The sequence below is a fragment of the Pseudomonas sp. B21-035 genome, from assembly GCF_024748945.1.
GTDB lineage: Bacteria > Pseudomonadota > Gammaproteobacteria > Pseudomonadales > Pseudomonadaceae > Aquipseudomonas.
In genome coordinates, this window is record NZ_CP087179.1 from 1,938,338 (window position 1) to 1,960,983 (window position 22,646).

General features: G+C 62.7%; 14 protein-coding genes. 8 read left to right on the plus strand and 6 right to left on the minus strand.

Annotation, left to right across the window (positions count from 1 at the left end; all coding sequences use genetic code 11):
* Positions 1-123: 123 nt before the first annotated feature.
* Together LOY22_RS08930 and gloB are read right to left on the minus strand one after the other, a co-directional pair.
* On the minus strand, positions 124-1,548 hold the full coding sequence (locus tag LOY22_RS08930) for a LysM peptidoglycan-binding domain-containing protein (protein ID WP_093385225.1): 1,425 nt from the start codon (positions 1,546-1,548) through the stop codon (positions 124-126).
* Positions 1,549-1,647: 99 nt separating this feature from the next.
* Complete coding sequence (gloB, locus tag LOY22_RS08935; RefSeq protein ID WP_045202110.1) at positions 1,648-2,427, minus strand: hydroxyacylglutathione hydrolase; 780 nt, start codon at positions 2,425-2,427, stop codon at positions 1,648-1,650.
* Between the two features lie 79 nt (positions 2,428-2,506).
* Here gloB and LOY22_RS08940 point away from each other — a divergent pair, with 79 nt between their 5' ends.
* The 4 genes from LOY22_RS08940 to LOY22_RS08955 all read left to right on the plus strand — a co-directional run bounded on the left by LOY22_RS08940 (position 2,507) and on the right by LOY22_RS08955 (position 6,932).
* Positions 2,507-3,265: a class I SAM-dependent methyltransferase gene (locus LOY22_RS08940; protein WP_045202108.1), complete on the plus strand. Its 759-nt coding sequence runs from the start codon at positions 2,507-2,509 to the stop codon at positions 3,263-3,265.
* Positions 3,266-3,316: 51 nt separating this feature from the next.
* On the plus strand, positions 3,317-3,763 hold the full coding sequence (gene rnhA, locus LOY22_RS08945; protein WP_045202106.1) for a ribonuclease HI: 447 nt from the start codon (positions 3,317-3,319) through the stop codon (positions 3,761-3,763).
* A gap of 37 nt (positions 3,764-3,800) precedes the next feature.
* Positions 3,801-4,598 carry a DNA polymerase III subunit epsilon gene (gene dnaQ / locus LOY22_RS08950; protein ID WP_082075525.1) on the plus strand — a complete coding sequence of 266 codons (798 nt, stop codon included), beginning with the start codon at positions 3,801-3,803 and terminating at the stop codon, positions 4,596-4,598.
* Between the two features lie 78 nt (positions 4,599-4,676).
* The gene (locus LOY22_RS08955; protein ID WP_258597125.1) at positions 4,677-6,932 is read left to right on the plus strand and encodes an Orn/Lys/Arg decarboxylase N-terminal domain-containing protein; all 2,256 of its coding nucleotides are present in this window, start codon (positions 4,677-4,679) and stop codon (positions 6,930-6,932) included.
* 6 nt (positions 6,933-6,938) lie between these two features.
* Here LOY22_RS08955 and LOY22_RS08960 read toward each other — a convergent pair whose 3' ends face one another.
* On the minus strand, positions 6,939-7,157 hold the full coding sequence (locus tag LOY22_RS08960) for a hypothetical protein (protein WP_038996154.1): 219 nt from the start codon (positions 7,155-7,157) through the stop codon (positions 6,939-6,941).
* A gap of 150 nt (positions 7,158-7,307) precedes the next feature.
* Between LOY22_RS08960 and LOY22_RS08965 the strand changes: the two genes are divergently transcribed.
* Positions 7,308-7,862: an NADPH-dependent FMN reductase gene (locus tag LOY22_RS08965; RefSeq protein WP_093385206.1), complete on the plus strand. Its 555-nt coding sequence runs from the start codon at positions 7,308-7,310 to the stop codon at positions 7,860-7,862.
* 49 nt (positions 7,863-7,911) lie between these two features.
* Here the strand turns inward: LOY22_RS08965 and LOY22_RS08970 are convergent, their stop codons facing one another.
* The 3 genes from LOY22_RS08970 to LOY22_RS08980 all read right to left on the minus strand — a co-directional run bounded on the left by LOY22_RS08970 (position 7,912) and on the right by LOY22_RS08980 (position 16,015).
* The gene (locus LOY22_RS08970; RefSeq protein WP_258597128.1) at positions 7,912-13,788 is read right to left on the minus strand and encodes an NEL-type E3 ubiquitin ligase domain-containing protein; all 5,877 of its coding nucleotides are present in this window, start codon (positions 13,786-13,788) and stop codon (positions 7,912-7,914) included.
* 236 nt (positions 13,789-14,024) lie between these two features.
* Positions 14,025-14,852, minus strand: coding sequence for a phosphonoacetaldehyde hydrolase (phnX, locus tag LOY22_RS08975; RefSeq protein ID WP_258597130.1), 828 nt, complete (start codon positions 14,850-14,852; stop codon positions 14,025-14,027).
* A gap of 56 nt (positions 14,853-14,908) precedes the next feature.
* Positions 14,909-16,015 (minus strand): 2-aminoethylphosphonate--pyruvate transaminase, encoded by a 1,107-nt coding sequence (locus LOY22_RS08980; RefSeq protein WP_258597132.1) that lies wholly within the window; start codon positions 16,013-16,015, stop codon positions 14,909-14,911.
* Between the two features lie 112 nt (positions 16,016-16,127).
* Between LOY22_RS08980 and LOY22_RS08985 the strand changes: the two genes are divergently transcribed.
* The 3 genes from LOY22_RS08985 (at position 16,128) to LOY22_RS08995 (ending at position 22,526) form a co-directional block, all read left to right on the plus strand.
* Positions 16,128-16,991: a LysR substrate-binding domain-containing protein gene (locus tag LOY22_RS08985; RefSeq protein ID WP_045202095.1), complete on the plus strand. Its 864-nt coding sequence runs from the start codon at positions 16,128-16,130 to the stop codon at positions 16,989-16,991.
* Between the two features lie 73 nt (positions 16,992-17,064).
* Positions 17,065-18,102: an AraC family transcriptional regulator gene (locus tag LOY22_RS08990; RefSeq protein ID WP_093387621.1), complete on the plus strand. Its 1,038-nt coding sequence runs from the start codon at positions 17,065-17,067 to the stop codon at positions 18,100-18,102.
* Positions 18,103-18,146: 44 nt separating this feature from the next.
* Complete coding sequence (locus LOY22_RS08995) at positions 18,147-22,526, plus strand: NEL-type E3 ubiquitin ligase domain-containing protein (RefSeq protein WP_258597135.1); 4,380 nt, start codon at positions 18,147-18,149, stop codon at positions 22,524-22,526.
* Positions 22,527-22,646: the final 120 nt, after the last annotated feature.

Genomic DNA, 22,646 nt, shown 5'->3' on the forward strand with positions numbered 1-22,646 from the left:
GTCGAGATCCGATCCAGGCGGCTTGGGCTTTATTCCAGCTACAGTAACAGCTTGTATCGACTGGAAAAAGAGTGCCGCGTGGGGCGGGGCAGGTGGCTCCGGTCAGTGACCGGAGCACGGACCTCAATGGTTGAGGTAGACGGTCAGGGTCTGGCCTGGCTTGAGGGCGTGGCCGCTGCGTGGGTTCCAGCGCTTGAGATGCTGCATCTCGACGTTGAAGCGCTTGGCCACCAGGTACAGCGAGTCGCCTTTGCGCACCTTGTACTGGGTGGATTTCTTCTGGTTCTTGGCGCCAACCGGCTGGGCGTTCTGCATCACCAGGGTCTGGCCGGCCTTGAGGTTCTTGCCGGAAAGCTTGTTCCAGCGCTGCAAGTCCTTGACGCTGACCTTGTTGGCCTTGGCGATGCTGGCCAGGTTGTCGCCACGCTTGACCCGGTAACGGCTGTTACGGGTTGTGGTGGTGCGCGGCGCGGCTTCGGCCATGGCAGCTTCGAACACGGCCTTTTTCGGCTGCAGGGTCAGCAGTTCTTCAGGCTTCATGTTCGACAGCGAAGCGGTCAGCAGTTGCGCCTTGGCGGTCGGCACCAGCAGTTGCTGCGGGCCGTCGACGGTCATGCGCTTCTTGAAGGCCGGGTTGAGCTGGAACAGTTCGTCTTCGTCGATCTCGGCCAGGGCTGCGACCCGTGACAGGTCGAGGCGGTCCTTGATCGCCACGGCTTCGAAGTAGGGCTCGTTGGCAATCGGGTTGAGGTTGACGCCATAGGCTTGCGGCGTCATCACCACCTGCGACAGGGCCAGCAGCTTGGGCACGTAGTCGCGGGTTTCCTGCGGCAGCGGCAGGTTCCAGTAGTCGGTTGGCAGGCCGAGCTTCTCGTTGCGCTCGATGGCGCGGCTGACCGTGCCTTCGCCGGCGTTGTAGGCGGCCAGGGCCAGCAGCCAGTCGCCGTTGAACATGTCGTGCAGGCGGGTCAGGTAGTCCAGCGCGGCGTTGGTCGAGGCGGTGATATCGCGACGGCCATCGTAGAAGCGGGTCTGGCGCAGGTTGAAGTAGCGCCCGGTGGACGGGATGAACTGCCACAGCCCCACCGCATGGGCCCGGGAGTAGGCCATGGGGTTGTAGGCGCTCTCGATCGCCGGCAGCAGCGCCAGCTCCAGCGGCATGTTGCGCTCTTCGAGGCGTTCGACGATGTAGTGGATGTACAGGCTGCCACGGTCGCCGGCGGTTTCGAGGAACGAAGGATTACTGGCGAACCACAGGCGTTGCTGTTCGATGCGCGGGTTGACCGCAACTCCGTCCTGCAGCACGAAGCCCTGGCGCATGCGCTCCCAGACGTCCTGGGGGGCCTGCTCGACGACCGGCTTGACCGGTACGATCAACGGCTTCTGCTTGGCCCGGGCCTGGTAGTTGTGCGCGCGAACGCTGTCGGATTCGTCGACTTGACGGGTGCTCTGGCAGCCCACGAGGGTGGCGGCCAGGGCCAGCGCACTGGCTTGGGCCAGGCGCGTCAGGGCGACGGAATTGAAGGTTCTGCGGCTAGTGGACGACATTGGCTGGGACGAAGTTCCGGGCAAAAATGTCGGGGGATTCTAGAAAGCGGCCCCCCAACGGTCAACCTTTCAGAACTTTCCGTCACCAGCAGCGGCTGTTTAGAACGTATCTTTCCAAGCACGCAACCCAGCAAAAACAGCACTTGGCGTAGGGTTTAAGTGGTCAATCCGTTCGTCTAGTTTTTCTTTAACGGATGTTTCGGTGGTCCGCAGAAAGGGGTTGGTGAGCTTTTCCAGGGCCAGGGTTGATGGCAACGTGATGCGATCTTGTGCCCTAAGCTGGGTAACGTCGGCGAAGCGTTGGGCAATGTGCGGGTTTTCAGGCTCCACCGCCTGGGCGAAGCGCAGGTTGCTCAGGGTGTATTCGTGGGTGCAATACACCAGGGTGGCGGCGGGCAGCGCGGCCAGGCGCTGCAGGGAGTGGTGCATCTGCTCCGGCGTGCCCTCGAACAGGCGCCCGCAACCGGCGGCGAACAGGGTGTCGCCGCAGAACAGCACCGGGGTGGTTGTTTGCGGGCAATAATAGGCAATGTGTCCCAGGGTGTGTCCAGGCACCGCGATAACCTGGAAATCCAGGCCCAGAACGCGCACGCTGGCGTTGTCCTCCAGGGCCTGGTCACGGCCAGGGATGCGCTCGTGGGCCGGGCCGTAGACGGTCGCGCCGGTGTGCGACTTGAGCTGCTCGACGCCACCGACATGATCGTGGTGGTGATGGGTAATGAGGATGTCGCTCAGTTGCCAGCCGGGATGGCGCTCAAGCCAGGCCAGAACCGGCGCGGCATCGCCTGGATCGACCACCGCGCAACGCTGGTTGGCAGCATCTTGCAACAACCAGATGTAGTTATCGTTGAAAGCGGGCAGGGCATCGATCTGTATCATGGTGCGATTCGCCAAACGGTGGACATGGGTGCATCTTAGTAGCTATGCGCGCTGTCGAGAACCTTCAAGGGAGACTGCAATGACCGATCAAGCCTTCGCCCAGGCCGATCCGCAGTGGCTGGAGCTGATCAGCCTGGCCCGCGACTGGTTCGCCGGCCCGTTGGGGCAAATGATGCTCAAAGAAGAGCAACGCCTGCTCGAAGAGGAACTGGGGCGTTACTTCGGCGGTTACCTGGTGCATTACGGCCCCTGCGCCGAAGCACCGCCCAAGGCCCCGCAGGTGCAGCGTAACGTGCGCCTCGGCGCGCCGCTGCCCGGGGTCGAGATCGTCTGTGAAGAACAGGCCTGGCCACTGAGCGAACATGCCGCCGACGTCGTGGTGCTGCAACATGGCCTGGACTTCAGCCTGTCGCCCCATGGCCTGCTGCGCGAGGCCGCCAGCAGTGTGCGCCCGGGTGGTCATTTGCTGATCGTCGGCATCAACCCCTGGAGCAGTTGGGGCGTACGCCGGGTGTTCGCCCATGATGCCTTGCGCAAGGCGCGCTGCATTTCCCCGTCGCGGGTTGGCGACTGGCTCAACCTGCTGGGTTTCGCGCTGGAGAAACGCCGCTTCGGGTGCTATCGTCCGCCGCTCGCATCCCCCGCCTGGCAACAGCGCCTGGCCGGCTGGGAGCGGATCGCCGGTGGCTGGCAGAGTGCCGGTGGCGGTGTCTACCTGCTGGTGGCGCGCAAGATGGTGGTCGGCCTGCGGCCCCTGCGCCTGGAGCGCCGCGAGCCGATGGGCAAACTGCTGCCGCTGCCGATGGCCAAGGTCAACCGGCGCCATTCCGAACCCTGAGTTCCGGGCCCCAAGGGCGCGGGGCCAGATCATTGATGAAAAAGGCTGTAAATGAGCGATAGCGTCGAAATCTTCACCGATGGTGCCTGCAAGGGCAACCCCGGCCCGGGCGGCTGGGGTGTGCTGATGGTGTGCAAGGGCGTCGAAAAGGAGCTGTGGGGCGGCGAACGCGAGACCACCAACAACCGCATGGAACTGATGGCGGCGATCAAGGGCCTGGAAGCGCTCAAGCGCGAGTGCGAAGTGCTGCTGGTCACCGACTCCCAGTACGTGATGAAAGGCATCACCGAGTGGATGGTCAACTGGAAAAAACGCGGCTGGAAAACCGCCGCCAAAGAACCGGTAAAGAACGCCGACCTCTGGCAGTTGCTCGATGAACAGGTGGGCCGGCACAAAGTGACCTGGAAATGGGTCCGCGGGCATATTGGCCATCATGGCAACGAGCGTGCCGATCAACTGGCTAACCGCGGTGTTGACGAGGTCCGTGGTCTGCGTTGACTACACCGGCCGCCACTCGCCCTTGAGCTGAGGTAGAATGGCCGGCTTTTCACCAGACTGTACGCGGCAGGAGACCATCGGCGTGGAGATTCAGAACAACAGGTCGGTCGTCCTCGACACCGAAACCACCGGTATGCCGGTGACTGACGGCCACCGGGTCATCGAGATCGGTTGTGTCGAGCTGATGGGCCGGCGCCTGACCGGGCGCCATTTCCACGTCTACCTGCAGCCGGACCGCGAAAGTGACGAGGGCGCCATTGGCGTCCACGGCATCACCGACTCCTTCCTGCTCGACAAGCCGCGCTTTGCTGAAGTCGCCGATGAATTCTTCGAGTTCATTCAGGGCGCCCAGCTGATCATCCACAACGCGGCGTTCGACGTTGGCTTCATCAACAACGAATTCGCTTTGCTCGGTCAGCACGATCGCGCTGACATCTCCCAGCATTGCACTATCCTCGACACCCTGATGATGGCCCGCTCGCGTCATCCGGGGCAGCGCAACAGCCTCGATGCGTTGTGCAAACGCTATGGTGTCGACAACTCCGGCCGTGAGCTGCACGGCGCACTGCTCGACTCCGAGCTGCTGGCCGACGTCTACCTGAGCATGACCGGTGGCCAGACCAGCCTGTCGCTGGCCGGCCACGGTGCCGATGGCGAAGAGGAGGGCGACGACAACCGCGGCAGCGAAATTCGCCGCCTGCCTGCCAGTCGCCAGCCGGGGCGGATCATTCGCGCCAGCGAGCAGGAGCTCGAGCTGCACATGGCGCGTCTGGAAGCCATCGCCAAGTCCGCCGGTGGCCCGGCGCTGTGGCAGCAGTTGTCCGAAGCAAACTGAGGCAATTTGCCGCGCAGGGGCGCTGGCGACCTTCTACCCTGAGGTGACAGAGCTGTCACCCGGAGGAAGCGCCTGCCCATGTACAAGGACCTCAAGTTCCCCGTCCTCATTGTGCATCGCGACATCAAGGCCGATACGGTCGCTGGCGAGCGTGTTCGCGCAATTGCCCAGGAGCTGGCCCAGGACGGCTTCACCATCCTGCCGGCCGTCGATTACGCCGAAGGCCGCCTGGTCGCCGCCACCCATCACGGCCTGGCGTGCATGCTGATTGCTGCCGAAGGCGCTGGGGAAAACACTCACCTTTTACAGAACATGGTCGAACTGATTCGCCTGGCCCGGGTGCGTGCACCGCACCTGCCGATCTTCGCCCTGGGCGAGCAGGTGACCCTGGAGAATGCCCCTGCCGATGTCATGAGCGAGCTGAACCAGCTGCGCGGCATTCTCTACCTGTTCGAAGACACCGTGCCGTTTCTCGCCCGCCAGGTGGCGCGGGCCGCGCACAGTTATCTGGATGGCTTGCTGCCGCCCTTTTTCAAGGCGCTGGTGCAGCACACCGCGCAATCGAACTACTCATGGCACACCCCCGGCCATGGCGGTGGCGTGGCCTATCGCAAAAGCCCGGTCGGCCAGGCCTTTCACCAGTTCTTCGGCGAGAACACCCTGCGTTCGGACCTGTCGGTGTCGGTCCCTGAGCTGGGCTCGCTGCTCGATCACACCGGGCCGCTGGCGGCCGCCGAGGCGCGGGCGGCAAAGAATTTCAGTGCCGACCATACCTTTTTTGTGATCAATGGCACTTCCACCGCCAACAAGATTGTCTGGCACTCGATGGTCGGTCGAGATGACCTGGTGCTGGTCGACCGCAACTGCCACAAGTCGGTGGTCCACGCGATCATCATGACCGGGGCCATCCCTTTGTACCTGTGCCCGGAGCGCAACGAGCTGGGGATCATCGGGCCGATCCCGCTGAGCGAATTCAGCCAGGCCTCGATTGCCGCCAAGATCCACGCCAACCCCCTGGCCCGTGGCCTTCCGCCCAGGGTCAAGCTGGCGGTGGTGACCAACTCCACCTATGACGGCTTGTGCTACAACGCCGAGCTGATCAAGCAGGAACTGGGCAGCAGTGTCGAGGTGTTGCATTTTGATGAGGCCTGGTATGCCTACGCGGCGTTTCACGAGTTCTTCCGCGGGCGTTACGCCATGGGCACTTCGCGCAGTGCCGACAGCCCGCTGGTGTTCAGCACTCACTCGACCCACAAGCTGCTGGCTGCCTTCAGCCAGGCGTCGATGATCCATGTGCAGGACGGGGGCGCCCGCCAGCTGGACCGCGACCGCTTCAACGAAGCCTTCATGATGCATATTTCCACCTCGCCGCAGTACAGCATCCTCGCCTCGCTGGATGTCTCTTCGGCGATGATGGAAGGCCCGGCCGGGCGCTCCTTGCTGCAGGAAATGTTCGATGAGGCGCTGAGCTTTCGCCGGGCCATGGCCAACCTGCGTGAGCACATGGCCGCTGATGACTGGTGGTTCAGCATCTGGCAGCCGCCGCTGGCGGACGGTGCACGGCGGCTCGCCACCGAAGACTGGCTGTTGCAGCCCCAGGCCGACTGGCACGGTTTCGCTGATGTCAGTGACGATTACGTGCTGCTCGACCCGATCAAGGTCACCCTGGTGATGCCCGGGCTCAGTGCCGGCGGCGCCTTGAGCGAGCATGGCATCCCGGCCGCGGTGGTCAGCAAGTTTCTCTGGGAGCGCGGCTTGGTGGTGGAAAAGACCGGGCTCTACACCTTCCTGGTGCTGTTTTCGATGGGCATCACCAAGGGCAAATGGAGCACATTGCTGACCGAGTTGCTTGAGTTCAAGCGCAACTACGATGCCAACACCCGCCTGCTCGAATGCCTGCCTTGCGTCGCCCAGCTCGATCCAGTGCGTTACCAGGGCCTGGGCCTGCGCGACCTGTGTGACCAGTTGCACGCCTGCTACCGCAGCAATGCCACGGCCAAGCAACTCAAGCGCCTGTTCACGCGTTTGCCGGAAGTGGTGATGAAACCTGCCGATGCCTATGACCGGATGGTGCGCGGGGAGGTCGAGGCGGTGCCGATCGAGCAGTTGCTCGGGCGCATCGCTGCGGTGATGCTGGTGCCCTATCCGCCGGGCATTGCGTTGATCATGCCGGGGGAGCGCTTTACCGAGGCGACCCGTTCGATCATCGACTACCTGGCCTTTGCTGCTGCCTTCGACAGCGGCTTTCCCGGTTTTGTCGCCGATGTCCATGGGTTGCAGCATGAAACCACAGCGCAGGGACGGGTCTATACCGTCGATTGCATCAAGGCCTGAGCGGGCTCAAGGAATGCGGATGATTTCCACGCCACTCTGGACCAGCTCAAAACGGTCTTCACCCAGGTGGTTGACCCGGTCACCGATTGCCAGCTTGTAGGTGGTAATGGGCAGGGATGCGGCGCTTCCGTCGGCCTGCAGGGTGGCTTCCTGGAACTCATGAACGGGATAGATGCGGCCCTCGGCGTCCCGTGCATGAAACTGTCCGACCAGTACTGCTGTCATTTACCGTACAACCTCTGAAGAAATAAGTATCTGTCAGGCATAGACCACTGTTTTGCCTGGTAAGTTTTGCCTGTATGGAAAAAAACTTCAGGGCCGTGCCGGATCATCTATACCTACAACTCCCTTTGTTCATCACATCAGGAATTTGCCATGAGCCAGGTGTATTCAGTCGCCGTCGTCGTCGGCAGCTTGCGCAAGGAATCCCTCAACCGCAAAGTCGCCCGCGCGCTGGCCGAGCTTGCGCCATCCAGCCTCAAGCTGCACATCGTCGAAATTGGCGAGCTGGCCTTGTACAACGAGGATATCGACGTCAATCCGCCGCAGGCCTACAAAACGTTTCGCGAGCAGATTCGCGGCAGTGATGCGCTGCTGTTTGTCACCCCCGAGTACAACCGCTCGGTGCCGGGAGTGTTGAAAAATGCCATCGATGTGGGCTCGCGGCCCTATGGCCAGAGCGCCTGGAGTGGCAAGCCCGGGGCGGTGATCAGTGTGTCGCCGGGGGCGGTGGGCGGCTTTGGTGCCAACCATCACCTGCGCCAGTCGCTGGTGTTCCTTGATGTGCCGTGCATGCAGCAGCCTGAAGCGTACATCGGTGGGGCGGGAACGCTGTTTGACGACAACGGCAAGCTGTCGGAGAAGACCCGGCCGTTCCTGCAGACCTTTATCGACAAGTTCGCCGTGTGGGTCGCGCGCCACCAGAACTGAGGCATTGCACCGGCCACCTTACTCAAGGCTGGCCGGTGCAAAGGCAGGTTCAACGTTGCTGTTGCCCTGCCAGGTTGGTCAGCGCCTCGATCAGGTTGCTTTCGTTGCGCTTGAACTGTTGCTCCAGCGCGGTGATGCGTGCGGCAATCTGGTCGGGGTTGTCATCCGGATAGAGGTCGTACAGCTCCAGTACCTCGGCCTCGTAGGCAGACTTGAGCGCCATGAAACGATCGGCGTGGCTCTCGCGCAGGTAATCCACCCAGAAGTCCCGCCCCCTGGCGAAGTCGAGGAAGGCCTGGCCGCCTTCGCCCTGGCGTACCTGGTTCAACGCAGCATCCAGTTCCCCGGGGCGAATGTTGGCGGCCGTTCGGTACAACATGTTGCTCGGCGGCACCGGCAGGTCCAGCTCACGGGCCCATTGCAGGCGATAGGCCAGGCGCACTTCGGCTTCGTCGCGGCTACCGGCCTGTTCGCGGGCGGCATTGTCCAGAGCCTCCAGCCGGTACAGACGGCGAGTGAGGGCGTACAGGGAACTGCCCCGCTGTTCGGCGGCAACGCCCTGCAGCGATTGACGAATGAACACCTGAATTTCCATCTGGTTGAACGCCAGGCGTATGCCATCGGGGCAAGTGTCGCGCTGCCTGATCTGCTGCAAGGGTTCGGCACCCATGCCGTTGAGGACCAGGCGCAGCTCTGTGTCATTGGCGGCTACCTCGAGCACGCCCCAAACCCGTTCGGTAAGGCCATTGCGGCTACCAGCATCGCGATAGTCGGCGCTGTGCTGCAGATGGCTGATGACCCCCAGCAGGTCGCTGGCGTCTGCGCCGTCTTCGATCTGTTGCCAGATACCTCTGCGTATCGCACTGCGGTCCTCGGCACCGCTTAGCCAGACATCCGCACCGGATTCGGCTTCTTCAGGGGAAGAGGGGGAAGGCTCGCTTGAATAGTGTGGTTCACGCTCCAGGGCACGGATATCGGGCGGCAAGTCCATATAGAAGTCGTAGGCGCGATTGAAACCTTCGGACAAGTGTGCGCGCCGCATGCTCTCGTGGCTCAACGGGTTGCCGGTCAGGGAAATTTCAGTGTGATGTTCTTCAGTGCGTGGGTTCGCGAGAATTCGCTCGGGCAGTTCGCGCAACTGGTTGGCAACCAGCGACAGGCGTTGCATCGGACCGGGCAGCAGCGTCTCCAGCCATTGCGGCCAGGTTTGCAGGCCGACATTGTTGAGGCTCAACTGCTCGATGTTGCGCAATGCAGAGGCATCGGTAATCTCGCCGATAACATTTGCGTCAAGTTGCAGTTGAGTCAGCCCTGGCATGAGTTGCAGCGTTGCCAGCGCCGACTGATCGATGTTCAAGCCCAGGTCGATCAGGCTCAGGTGTTCCAGCATCCGCAATTGCGGCACCGCCGCATTCAAGCTGCCCAGCGGGGTGTCATGCCCTTCGATGTGCAAACTGTCCAGGTAAGGAAAGTCACTGAGAAACTGGTGCAATTCACTGGCATGGGTCCCCACGCGCAGAAGCTGCAGCCTGCGCAGGCGATGATAGAAAAACGCCGGCAATCGCCTGGGGAAGTCGTTCAAGGCAATTGCCTCGACGCGCAAGGCGCCAACGTGGCCATGTGTTGGTTCGTGGCTCCACAAGTCGTGCACCAGGCGGCCCAGGCGGCGCCTGGAGGCAATCTGTTCATCGCGTAGCGGTGCGCCTGAGTGGGACGCTTCGGCCCACTGCACAAAGGCTTCATCCAGCTCCGCACGTTCCTGGGTCATGACATCCAGGATGGCGCGAAGATTCTCTGCAATGGTCAGTTCAAAGCTGAAGCGTCTGCCTTCACCTTCACTCAGACGCATGCGGATCAGGGTGTCCCGCGAAAGCTCGTTGTTCAGTAACGAAACCCGGGTGTGATGCCCGCTACCGATGGGGTTTTCCAGCACGGCGGCGGGTACCGTGGTGATCTGGTTGTCGGCCAGGGAGACTTCGGCAATTGCATTCAGGTTGGCGCTGTCGAGCCACTGTGGCCAGCTGCGAAGGCTGGTGCGGTTCAGTCCCAGGTACTGCAGGTTCAAGCCGCTGAGGTCGATGTTGCCGAGTATGTTGAGGGTGTTGCCGCTCAGATCCAGGCGTTGAAGCTGGCTGAAACCCCGGTAGAGGTTGATTTCGGCCTGGCCGATGTACAACCGGGTATCGATCAGGCTCAGTTCGCGCAGTTGCGGGTAATGTTCCAGCACCGTCTGGCCGATGAAGGGATAGCTGGGTTGGCCAAAGCTCTGGCCGAAAAGCACTGACTTTACCTGGGGGAGGTGTTGGAAGAAGCGGCCCAGTATGTTGCGCTCGTTGTCCAGGTCGATCAGCGGATTGCCCGGCGCAACGTCAGGGTTCACGTTCCACAGTTGCAGCTCCTGCACGCGCTGCTGGATGAAATCGGGCAATTGCGCAGGGAAGTCGATCAGGTAAACGTCTGCGAGTTGCAACGCGGTGGTGGCTTGACTCAGTTCGGGCAGGTTGTTGGCGCGCCAGTGACGCCACAACGCCTCGGCGATGCGTGTGCGGCTGTTCATGCGCGTAGCGCTCAAGGGCGGCATTGAACTGGCGGCATCGGTCCAGTTGGAAAGGTGATTGCGCAGGCTTTGTTGCTCTTCAAGCAGTTGGTCCAGGCGCTGGTCGATGTCCGCACGGCTCCACTGCGCGTCGTAGAACATCTGCAGGATCTGCTCGGGAAAGGCGTGCTCGAATTCAAGCAGACGGATCTTGTCCAGCAGCGTCTCTTCAAGGATGAAGCCCGCCAGCCTGCCGCGTCCGCTCAACGGGAAACCAAGCCTGCCATCGGCCAGGCGCATCGGGGAGCGGGCGCCGGGCTTGAGCGCTTGCATCTTCAGCACGGCTCTCAAGCTGTGCCGGGCCAGTAGCGGTTGCGACTGTACGGCCTGTTTGAGCGCTGCGTGCTGGCTGACGTCGGCAAAGCCCAGGGCACTGCGTTGGGCGTCCGGCAGCGCGTGCAGGACTGTGGCATAAAGGTTGTCACGGCCATGCAATTGGCGTCCGTCGGCCTCGTAGGTGCGGTAGGTGGTGCCATCGCTGACCAGGATCTTGCGAATGGGCGCTTCGCTGCTGCCGATGCTGTCGAGTAGCGCCCCCTGGGTTGAACCCTCGCGGACCTCCAGGCGTACGTCGGTGGACCAGCCGTATAGAGTGCCCAGGGTATGCAGCGCCAGCCGCTCGCTGTCGGAACTGCTGCCAGCGTCCAGATACAGCCCTTCATACGCACGATTCAGACGCAGCTTATGCTGGTAGGCACGGGCTTCTTCGCCAATTCGTACAGGAATGCGCGCATTGACACGCAATTGTTCAAGTTCTGCCGGGCTGGCGTGGCGCAGCAGTTCCTCGACCACCACCGTGGGCAGGCCGCTGAAGGATTGCTGGACCTGCAGCACCGGGCCAGCGTCGGTTTTTTGCAGTGCCTGGTAGCGTTCATTGAACAGTCGGGTTTTGTGGGTTTTTGCCTGGGTCGCCAGTTGTTGCTGTAACTGGCGTTTCGCTGTGGTGAAGTTGGGCTCGCCTGAACCCAGCGGGTGTTGCAGCAGTCCTTCGAGCTCTGCCTTGGTCATTTGCCGCATCAGTGCATCGAGAACGTCATCACCACCGAGCCGCACCTGCAGGGGGCGGGGCAGCGCATTGCCACTTTGGCTGTGGTACTGCGCAAGCACCTTACCCTGCTCATCGAGCACGGTCAGCGCTTGGCCGTTCGGCCAGCCGTGCGCCTCGGCCAGTAGTTGCAGTTGCAGTTGCAGGGCCGGTTCGGCGTGCGGATCTCCTGCCTCCAGTAGCTGGGTGAAGCGGTCAAGCTCATGTTCCAGACGGAAGCGGTGTAGCGTGTCGCTGAACAGGGCGGGTGGGTGCAGGCCTTCGCTCAATGCGTGACGCAGTTGTGCCTGATGGGTTTCGCTGACGCGCATGATGGTGCTGGCGACTTCATCGGAGAACTCGGCGCCGGCATGTCCGAGCCGTCGAAACAGGCGGATGCCTTCCCACTCAAGCGGCTGGTCGGTAACCTGCAGCCAGGCGCCTGCCTGGTTATGGCGCAAAGGCGGCTCGTAGGCGCCCATGCGCCACGGATGTTCCAGCCGGTAGGGCGCGCTGGCAGCGGGCGGCTTGACCGCGTAGGTGCGGCCTTCGAGCACCAGCCATTGTCGGCCCTGGTAGTCGTAGAGCCCGGAGGCATTGGGTTGCAACTCGGCGGGTAGCCTGACGTCTTGGGCGAATGGCTGCAGGTCGGGTTTCCACAGGCGCGTGCTGCCATCGGCCAGTTGCACGCTCTGCATCTGCCTGACCAGCTCAGGGGCTGGTACCGCAGCGCCGCCCCCTGCCGCCGAGAGGCCTCCCAGGGCGGCGATCATCGCCAGGTTTTCGACCACATCCATCAGGTAGCCCCAGGCTTGCTGGCTCTCGCCCCTGGCCAGGCTCTCGATGCCTTCATAGACTTCGTTGCACAGTTGTACGGCGGTGACGGCCAGCATCACCTCGCCGAGCACCGGCACCACGAACGCGGCGATATTGAGCACGTTGAGCGTAGTCTGGACAAAGTACAGCAGCTTGTCTTGCAGCGACTTGTGGTCCTCGGCGGCCGTGGGCACGCCGTGAAACAGGGCATCGTCCTTGAGCTGGGTGATTTTTTGCTGGTACAGCGCGTTGAGCAGGTTGCCGAAAAAGGTACCTTCGCGCAGGTGCAGGCTGGCGTTGCGGTCGAGTTTTTCTTCGTAGTAGCCCGCGGCACTGTTCCAGACCTTGGGATAGAAAGCCTGGTGCAGGCGAGCAAACAACCGCGCGCGCTGGCGTGCAGGTACAAATCGGGCAAAGAACTGCTGGTAGTCCGGCTTCAGAAAGCTGTCACGCAGGGACGCGAAAAAGTGCGCAAGCGAGGGGTACTCCCTGAGCGGGTCGTAGGGGTCATCGGGAATGTAGACCACGACCTTTTCGCTGTGCTGGCTGGCACTGCGGTCTTTACCGAAGACAACGATGGCGCTGAGTTCGACATCCCAGAGTTTGAGAAAGTTACGGGTTATCGTTATCCCGTCCAGGGTTGCCGGTTTGTTTCGAGCGATATCCAGCAATACGCCATGCATCTGCGGGCTGATGGTTTTTTTCAACCGCGCAATGTGCGTATGCAGGAGGAACGTCGATTGCTCGAGCTGTTTGAAGTCGGCGCGCACGTTGGCGCTGGCGGCGTCGGCAGCATCACCAGCAGCGGACTCCGGGTTGAGTACGCGGTGTATCAACTGTTGGTAGGTACCGCCCAGGTCAAGTTCGCGGCACAGGGCAGCAAACTGCTCGGGAACGATTTTCAGCGGCGACTCGTCGGGGTAGCGCCCGGGCCGGTTGAGTGCCGGGTCGGAGTAGTAGATGCGCGAGGCGATCGATGTCCGCCCGCGATCGTCAGTCATGGCGCCCGGCGCGGCTTCCCAGGCTTCGAAGTTCTGCAGGGCACAGGCCAGCAGCGACTGGGTGGCAGCTTTGATCGCGGCACCAGCCTTGACCGCTGGATCCTGCGACAACGTCAGGAAAGAGCCGTCGCTGACCACGCGCCGGGCATGGAACAGATAACTGTTGTGCACATCGACATCCAGGCCGAATCGCTCCTGCAGCTTGGCTTTCAACAAGGGTTCGGCATAGGACTCGATGGCCGGAAGTGCGGCAAGTATCTCGTGGACCCGCTGCTCGTGGCGGCGATGGCGGATATACACCCTTTGCAGCTGTTCCAGTGTCTGCGCATCGGTATGCCGTGCATCAGCCAGCCAGGGCAATGTCTGCACGTCGACCTTGCGTAGCGCAGCATGAGTGGCGGCAGGGGCGCTGATCAGCCACGCGGGTAGCTTGCTTGAGATGGGTGTGAAATCGGTTGGTCGGGTAGGGGAGCTGAGGTCAACAGACATGAATTAAAACCTTCTTCCTTGAGGTGTAGGCACTGAGCGTACGGTGGAAAGCTCAAGGGAAAAAGTTTGAATGTTGGTTGGGAAAGTCGGTGAAAAGATCGTGAATTTGCGGCAATAACGACTATATCTAACACCTTTTGTCACTTGCCCGGGGCGGCATGAGCAAACAGGCAGGTCAAGTTGGGTAACTTGTCCTGCCTGTTTAGATTGCTGGGTCAATCAGCTGTGCAACGTGCTTACACGGCCTGCGGCATTTCCCCACGAGCCAGGCGCTTGTTGATATCAGCGATCACCTCTGGCAGTTCGTTGATGGTGTCGATCAGGTAGTGCGGGCGCGAGCCTGCGAACAACGCATGAATGCGCTTGCGCTCGCTATCGAGGGTGTCCGAGGCCAGGGCGCGGTAGCCTTCGTAGGTCAGGCCCAGGGCGTTGCCCGAGCACACCAGCGCTACCGTCCACATGCCGGCGCGCCGGCCTTCGAGGATGCCTGGCACGGTGTCGTCGACCTTGACGCAGGCAGCGACATCATCGATGCCCAGGGCAATTACGTTGGCCAGGGCCTGGGCCGGCCAGGGGCGGCCGTTCGGGGTTTCGTCGGTGGCCACCACGTGATCGGCGACGTAGCCGTTCTGCGCGGCCAGTGCCACCACCTTGTCCATCACCACTTTCGGATAGCCCGAGCACGAGCCGATCTTCAGACCGTCTTGGCGCAGCCCGGTGAGGGTGTCTAGGGCGCCGGGGATCAGCGCCGAGTGCACGGCGATCTTCTCGATCTGCAGTGGCATGAAGCGCTCATAGATGGCAGTGACGTCCGCGTCGGTCGGCGTGCGGCCGAACACCTTGCGGTAGCGCTCGGCGATCAGCGGCTGGTCACACAGGGTGCGGATATGGTCCCACTTGCCCATGCCCATCGGCCCGCGGGCTTCCTCGATAGACACTTCGACGTCGAACTCGGCGAACGCCTCGACAAAGATCTGGGTTGGGGCAAAGGAGCCAAAATCGACCACGGTGCCGGCCCAGTCGAGGATCGCGGCTTGCAGTTGCGTCGGGGGGTTGTAGTTCATGTTCAGGGTTCCTTGAGCGGGTGGTTGCGCTGATCGGGTAAAAAGGCTTCGGGGTATCAGATGTCCAGCACTTCCATTTCCCGCAGCACCTGAGCCACGGCATCGACCGCGGCCTGCATGCCGTCCGGGCCGACGCAGCCGATGCAGCCGACGCGGAAGGTTTCGACCTGGGTCAACTTGCCCGGGTAGAGGATGAAACCCTTGGCCTTGACCCGCTCGTAGAAGTCCTTGAACTGGTAGCGCGGATCGTTCGGGGCATGGAAGGTGACGATGATCGGCGCCTGAATCTCGGCGGGCAGGAAGCTGCGCAAGCCAATGGCGGCCATGCCGTCGAGCAGGGTCTTGCAGTTGCTGGCATAGCGCTGGTGGCGGGCCGGCAGGCCGCCTTGTTCGTTGTACTGCAGCAAGGCCTCGTGCAGCGCCGCCACCACATGAGTTGGTGGGGTGAAGCGCCACTGGCCGGTCTTGGCCATGTAGACGTGCTGGTCATGCAGGTCCATGGACAGCGACGGCGAGTTGCCTTCGGCGGCGGCCAGCGACTGTTTGTTGGCAAAGACGAAGCCCATGCCAGGCACGCCTTCCAGGCATTTACCGGAGGCGGCGATGAGGGCATCGAATGGCACCTGGCGGGCATCGATCGGCAAGGCGCCGAACGAGCTCATGGCATCGATGATCAGGCGTTTGCCGTGGCCGGCGATAACCGCGGCAATCTCTGCCAGCGGGTTGAGAATACCGGTGCTGGTTTCGCAGTGAATCAGTGCCACGTGGGTAATGCTGCTGTCGGCGCTCAGCAGACGGTCGACGTCAGCGGCAGTGGTCGGCTGGTCTTCGGCGGTTTCGAAGGTGCTGCAGGCGCGACCCAGCACCTTGCAGATCTTTGCCAGGCGCTGGCCGTAGGCGCCGTTGATCAGTACCAGGACCTTGCCGTCGCGGGGCACCAGGGTGCCGATGGCCGCTTCCACGGCAAAGGTGCCGCTGCCTTGCAGGGGCACGCAATGGTGGCTGTCGGCACCGTTGACGATGGCCAGCAGTTGCTCGCAGAGGCTGGCGGTGAGCTGGTTGAAGTCGCGGTCCCATGAACCCCAGTCGACCATCATCGCTTGGCGGGTACGGGCCGAGGTGGTCAGGGGGCCAGGGGTCAGCAGGATAGGGGCGTTACTCATTCCGGTAGTCCTCGCAAGCGGTGGGCTGAATCTACGGGGCCTACGTTGCAATTCCGTGCCTTATCAATCAAATTGTTTGTTGTTATGCCAGTCATAAGCCAGGCCGATAGATATGAACCTGTTCCAGCTCCGCGCCTTCGATGCCGTGGCCCGTGAGGGCAGTTTTACCCGCGCCGCCGCCCGCCTGTTCATCAGCCAGCCGGCGGTGACCGGGCATGTCAAGGCGCTTGAGGAGCACTACCAGATCACCTTGCTGCGCCGCACGGCGCGACGTGTCGAGCTGACCGAGGAGGGCATTCGCCTGGCGGCGATCACCCGCGCGATGTTTGGCCTTGCCGAAGAAGCCCAGGCGATGCTCGAGGCCAACCGCCAGTTGCTCACCGGGCGCCTGGAAGTGGCCGCCGACGGCCCGCACCGGGTCATGCCGATGCTTGCGCAGCTGCGCGCGCGGTATCCGGGGATCACTGTCAACCTGCGTCTGGGCAACGCCCAGGAAACCCTGGCGGCGCTGCTCAGCGAGCATGCCGATGTCGCGGTGATGACCGAGGTCGAGTCGCGCAAGGGCCTGCACCTGCAAAGCCTGGGCGATTCACGGATCTGCGCCTTGCTGCCGGCCGGGCATGCCTGGGCGGCCAGCGCCGAGGAATTGCCCCTTGGCGAGCTGGACCGGCAGATCATGGTACTGCGCGAACCCAGTTCGATTACCCGCCGCACCTTCGATCAGGCCTGCCGCGATGCCCAGGTGCAGCCGCGCGTGCTGCTGGAGCTCGACAGCCGCGAGGCGGTGACTGAAGCGGTAGCGGCCGAGCTGGGCATCGGTATCGTTTCGTCGCTGGAGATCAGCCATGACCCGCGGGTGGTGGCGCGGCCCATCGGCGCAGCGGGGCTGATCAACCAGCACATGATCGGCTGCCTGGAGCGACGCCGCGAACTGCGCCTGATCCAGGCGTTTCTCAGCCTGGCGGCAGCGGTATGAGGCGGGGCTGGTTTTTTCCCGGCGGGCCCCTAAGATGGCGGGCAAACACTACAGGCAAGGCGAACGACTGCTGATGGCGGAGAAAGACACCATCTCCATGCAACTGGTGCGCGAGGCGCTGCTGCAAAGCTGCGCCCCCGGCGCCGCGAGCCAGGCCCTGCTCAGTCGTGTGGGGATCGACCCCGAACAGTTGCAGCAGGCCGATGCGCGGGTGCCCGCCGGGGCCTACGCGCAGCTCTGGCGGCTGCTGGCTCGTCGTTGCCACGATGAGTTCTTCTGCATGGACCCGCGTGGCCTGCGCACGGGCAGCCTGGCCTTTGTGTGCCGCTCGTCCATGGCCCAGCCCACGTTGGGCGCCGGGCTTGAAAGCGCCCTGGCGTTTCTCGGGCTGATGCTCGAGCACCTGCAGCCGGCGCTGGTGCGCCAGCAAAGCCTGGCGGAGATCGTCATCGGCGAGCCCCGGGATGAGCCGCGCCGGGCCTTCACCTACTTCACCTTCTGGATGATTGTGCATGGCGTCGCCTGCTGGCTGGCCGGGCGGCGCATCCCGATCCTGGCCATTGAGCTGCGTTGTGCCGAGCCGCCGTTTTGCGACGATTACCGGGTGATGTTCTCGGAGAACCTGCAGTTTGACCGGCCACGCACGCGGATGATCCTTGCCGCCGATTGCCTGGACCTGCCGCTCAAGCGCACGCCTGAAGAGTTGCAGCGCTTTCTGGCCGAGGCGCCGGCCAATATTCTGGTCAAGTACCGCGACCCGGCGAGCCTGGCGCGGCGGATCAAGGAATCGCTGCGCCAGCTTCCCGCCGGTGATTGGCCGGAAACCGAGGCCCAGGCCCAGCAACTGTGCATATCGGCCTCGACCCTGCGTCGACGCCTGGCCGAGGAGGGCGCCACCTACCAGGGCCTCAAGGACAGTGTACGCAAGGAGCTGGCAATCGCCTGGCTGGCCCAGGAACAGATAAGCTTCGCCGAAATCGCCGAGCGCCTGGGGTTTGCTGACAGCAGCTCGTTCTACAAGGCCTTTCGCAAGTGGTATGGCTGCAATCCGGGCCACTATCGGGCATTGATCGGCCAGGGTGAAACGCCTCTCGCTGCCAGTGATGGTTAAGCGTTTCTAGGCTGGAGGATTGCCATTCCCCCAGGACCTTGAACGTGCCTAACCCTGCCGCCCGATCCCCAGCCACACCGGCTGCGATCACCCAGCCCGGGGTGACCGATGAATTCATCGGTCATATCCTGCCTGACTGGCTTAGAACCGCCTCCGTCGAGCAGATCAATGATTTGCGCGATGATTTCGCAAGGCTTCGGCACAGCCAGCAAGCCGTCCACGCAACCCTCGATGAACTCCAGGCGATTGATGCTTTCGCCCAGCCGTTGCTGGCAGACGCACTGCACGACAAGCTCAACTACCAGGGCAATCTCGATAGCGACCAGTGGCGTGAAGTACTGCGCGACTTCAAGCCTAGCCAGGGTATCGGGCTGCCTAGTGATGATACGATTCTGCTCACCCAGCCCTTGATGCAACGCCTGCTGCAAGGTTTTGGCGCTCGCCAGACAGCCGCCAGCAGCTACTATGCCGGGACAGCGATCGTCACTGCGGGCGAACTCGAGACAGTTTTGCTCGATGCGCCCGAAAAAGTGGCCAGCGTCTGCCGTGAGCTGGATGTGGGCAGGCGTTTCCAGCAGCATCTGGAGGATGTCTTCGCGCCGGCTGAGCAGGACCTGGCCGAGGAAAAGCGCCTGGCCCTGCAAGTGGCTGCGCGCCTCGCTCATTTGCGCGGGCAGATCGATGCGCTGGCCTACCAGATGCTCGAGCAAGTCGTCTCGGGCGCATCCCAGGTCAGCCATGGCGGGTTGGAAGTACGTATTTATCAACTGAGTGCGCTGAACTGCCAGGTCAGCGGTGCGGTGGTTTTCGAAGTGCGCGGCGACCCGCCGCAAGGGGCGCTGCGCTGGACCGAGGCCAGCCTGATTCGCGGGTTGTTGGTGTATTTTCCGACCGACCGGCAGCAGCCTTTGCGCAGTTACCGCTCCTGGTTTGCCTTCAACGTGGCACTGGCTGAGTCGCTCAAGGGGTCCGAGTCGTATCGCGCCTACTTCAGTGCGCTGATCGGTTTGCAGCAACGTGCCGGTTTTGCCCTGTTGCTGGCAACCAGACTCACCGACTCAAGCGTTGACCTGGACCTGGCGGGCACGCTCCTGCGTGGTGATCTGTTCACCGGTCTCTGTCAATTGCAGCTGGCACGGATCAAAGCCGATGCCCGGGTACTGGCGGTGCCGACCGCCGATGTCGACAGTGCGGCGACCCGAGCGTGGCGTTCTGATCTGGCTGCGGCCGGTTGGACGGCACTCAACCTGGTCGGCCTGTTCGTTCCCGCTGTGGGTGGGTTGTTGCTCGGGCATCTTGCACTGCAGACCTTGAGCGAGGTGTTCGAAGGGGCCGAAGACTGGCTGCGTGGGCATCGCGGCGAAGCCCTCGAGCATCTGCTCGGTGTTGCCCAGACTGTGGCGGTGACGGTAGCGCTGGGGGCGGGTATCCATAGTGTCGGCAGAGCGTTCAAGCGCAGCGATTTTGTCCAGTCACTGTTACCGGTCACCCTCGAAAGCAATCAGCCGCGCTTATGGCGCCGGGATCTGCGCCCTTACCAGCTGGGGCGCATTCCCGCCGGCTCGCGCTTGACCGATAGCGGCCTGCACCTGGCCGACGGGCGCAGTTACCTGCCGCTACGCGGCGAAGTTTACGAAGTCCGTCGGGTACCGCAGCAAGGTCCGTGGCGCCTGGTTCATCAGCAACGTGCCGGCGCGTACGGGCCGGTCGTCGAGTTCAACGGCGAACGCGCCTGGCGCTTGCGTGATGAGTGGCCGCTGGCCTGGCAGGGCCAGTCGCATCTGCTCGAACGCCTGTGGCCCGCTGCCGGGCTGATGAGCGTGAGCGAGGTGAGTGCGCTGTTGCAGGTGGCGGCTATCGATGAAGATGAACTGCGCGGGTTACTGGTGGAAAACCGCCGGATGCCGATAGGCCTGCGCGACACCCTTGAGCGCTTCGCCCAGAACCAGCACGGTGTGTCGCTTTCTACACGGTACTTGCCTGACGACCCGCTGCTGGCAACGCTCCAGCGGGACTTCCCCACCTTACCCGACGCCTATGGCCTGGCCTTGCTTGCACAGGCCAGCGATGAAGCGCGCGCACTGCTGGCAGCCCAGGCGCGCGTACCCCTTGAGCTGGCGGAACAGGCGCGGATGCTGGCTCGGGTGGCACAACTGACTCGCGCCCGTGAAGGTCTATACCTTGGCTACGGCGGTTCGCTGGACAGCGCTCACCTGGTGTTCTATGCACTCCGGCGTTTGCCGGGGTGGCCGCAAGAGGTGAACCTGGCGTTGCATGACCGCTTTCCCTACAGCCGTTTGCTCGACCGGCTGAAGCCCGAAGACAGCCCTGGGCTGCACAGGGTCATCGTCCACCAGCAAGGCGTTTACCAGCTCTACGGCGATCAGCCAGATGGCGCTGAGGACGTCGAGCTGAGCGGGGGATTGCTACAGGTGATTGCCGCTTCGTTGAATGATGCCCAGCGTGAAGGCCTGGGATGGCAGGGGCTGCATGCGCTTGGGCAAATGCGCGCGGACCTGATTGCCCAGCTGCCGGTCGCTACCAGCGAACTGGAAGGGGTTCTGGGCCTGGCGCCGGTCCGGCGCTGGTTCAACCCGGGACATCGCCTGGCAGATGGCCGCGTAGGGTATCTGCTGAGTGGCCGAGGGGCTGCTCAGGCGGTGGCGCAAAGCATCAGCAACCGCTTGTGTGCCTTGTTTCCCGGCCTTGATGCCGAGCAGCGCGAAACCTTTATCGCCCGTCTGCGCGAAAGTGGCTCTTCAGTGCTGCTGGCGTTGCAGCGGCTCGAGCAGGAGTATCAGTTGCTCGATCAGACGCTGAGCACCTGGGAGGCCGCAGCACCTGCGCAAGCAAGTGTTAGCGCTACGGTGCTGTTGTCGCCACGCAATCGCGTGGCCGAAGCGCTGCGCCACTGCTGGCGTCGTCAAAGCGAGCCGATCATTGACGCGAACGGGATTCTCCAGGGTTATCGCCTGAGCATTGTTGGCCGGCATATCCCGACCTTTCCCAATCTGCCGGGCGAGATCAGCTTTGCTCATGTGGTCGATGTGGTCATGGTCGGCATGCGTATGCGCAGGCTGCCGGCGTCGTTTTTTCGGGCGTTTTCGAACACTCGCTGGCTGAACCTGAGCAACAACTTTTTTGACCAGTTGCCGTCCGGTCTTGAGCACATGTCGGCGTTGCGCACCCTCAGGCTGGAACATAACCACATCGCCCTGCAGGCCATGGATGTCGATGCACTGGCCCGGTTGAACCAACTGCGCATGCTGGTGCTGGACAACAACCCGCTGCGGCGCAACCTCAACCTGCGGCCTTTGCACCGTTTGCGCGAACTGAGCTTGCGCAACACCGGCATGCAAGCCTTGCCGCGCGGGTTGCTCAGCCGACCGTTCCTGGAGCAGGCCGACTTGCGCAACAATCTGATCGCCACCTTGCCCGAGCGCTTTTTCCATACCCCTGGGGTGATCCGTGACGCCATCTACTTGCAGGGCAACCCCTTGGCGCAGGCGACCTGGCAACGCCTGGCCGAGCTCGATGGCATGCAACTGCCAGAAGAGGATGAGCACGAGCTGCCGGTCGATGCTCGTGCGCTTTGGCTGGCCACCCTGGATGAGCGGGTGTACGAAGTGCGTGCGGGGCAATGGGATGATCTCGCACGGTCAGAGGACAGCGCAGGTTTTCTGCGTCTGCTCGGCGAGCTGACCAGCACTGCGGACTACCGGATGAACCGCGAGGACCTGAGCTGGCGGGTCTGGGCTCTTGTCGAAGAGGCGGTAGACAGCCAGACGCTGCGTTCGACCCTGTTCAAGCTGGCCTCAGCACCGAGGACCTGCGTCGACAGCGTTTCGGATTGCTTCAGTAACCTCGAAGTGGGTTACTTCTTGTGGCAAGCCGAGCAGCAGCCTGGCTCGGAAAACCAGGCCAGCCGCTTGCTTGGGGTGGCCAGGCGCTTGTTTCGCCTTGAGCGTGTCGAGCAGGTTGCCCGGGAGGATATCCATGCGCGTCAGGCCAGCGGCCTGGGCGTCGACGAGGTGGAGGTCAGCCTGGCCTATCGGGTTGGTCTGGCCGAGACCCTGGACCTGCCCGGCCAGCCACGTTACATGCAGTTTGGCGGGGTGGCGGGGGTAACCTCGCGTCAGCTCGACGACGCGGCCAGGACAGTACGCACAGCTGAAGCCGGAGATGAACTGCTGGACTTCATCGCTTCCCGGGATTTCTGGGTCAATTACCTGCGTGACACTTATCCGCAATCGTTCGCGGAGGTTGAAGAGCCCTTCGTCGATCGGCTGCAGGAACTGACCGACATGGCAGGGGGCGACGAGGCTGCAGTGGATGTGCTGGCGGTCGAGCGTGCCGAGAAGGTAGGGGCGTTGATTGTGGCGCTGACCAAGCCTTTGCTTGTCACAAAAGCCGAGGGTCAGTAGTAGCGTCAGGGCCAGCGGCCAAACCAGTCATCCACTTTGACAGCTTTGGCCATTGTCCCGCGCCAGCTCTGGCGCGACTATCTTCAGACCAATCGTTTTATTCCAACAATAACAAACGAG

Excerpts from the sequence above, each read along its gene's own strand:
- LOY22_RS08960 (WP_038996154.1), bottom strand. The coding sequence starts at position 7,157 with ATGACAGCAGTACTGGTCGGACAGTTTCATGCACGGGACGCCGAGGGC.
- LOY22_RS08990 (WP_093387621.1), top strand. The coding sequence starts at position 17,065 with ATGGCGGAGAAAGACACCATCTCCATGCAACTGGTGCGCGAGGCGCTG.
- LOY22_RS08965 (WP_093385206.1), top strand. The coding sequence starts at position 7,308 with ATGAGCCAGGTGTATTCAGTCGCCGTCGTCGTCGGCAGCTTGCGCAAG.
- LOY22_RS08930 (WP_093385225.1), bottom strand. The coding sequence starts at position 1,548 with ATGTCGTCCACTAGCCGCAGAACCTTCAATTCCGTCGCCCTGACGCGC.
- LOY22_RS08985 (WP_045202095.1), top strand. The coding sequence starts at position 16,128 with ATGAACCTGTTCCAGCTCCGCGCCTTCGATGCCGTGGCCCGTGAGGGC.
- dnaQ (WP_082075525.1), top strand. The coding sequence starts at position 3,801 with ATGGCCGGCTTTTCACCAGACTGTACGCGGCAGGAGACCATCGGCGTG.
- LOY22_RS08980 (WP_258597132.1), bottom strand. The coding sequence starts at position 16,015 with ATGAGTAACGCCCCTATCCTGCTGACCCCTGGCCCCCTGACCACCTCG.
- LOY22_RS08955 (WP_258597125.1), top strand. The coding sequence starts at position 4,677 with ATGTACAAGGACCTCAAGTTCCCCGTCCTCATTGTGCATCGCGACATC.
- LOY22_RS08970 (WP_258597128.1), bottom strand. The coding sequence starts at position 13,788 with ATGTCTGTTGACCTCAGCTCCCCTACCCGACCAACCGATTTCACACCC.
- phnX (WP_258597130.1), bottom strand. The coding sequence starts at position 14,852 with ATGAACTACAACCCCCCGACGCAACTGCAAGCCGCGATCCTCGACTGG.
- LOY22_RS08940 (WP_045202108.1), top strand. The coding sequence starts at position 2,507 with ATGACCGATCAAGCCTTCGCCCAGGCCGATCCGCAGTGGCTGGAGCTG.
- gloB (WP_045202110.1), bottom strand. The coding sequence starts at position 2,427 with ATGATACAGATCGATGCCCTGCCCGCTTTCAACGATAACTACATCTGG.
- rnhA (WP_045202106.1), top strand. The coding sequence starts at position 3,317 with ATGAGCGATAGCGTCGAAATCTTCACCGATGGTGCCTGCAAGGGCAAC.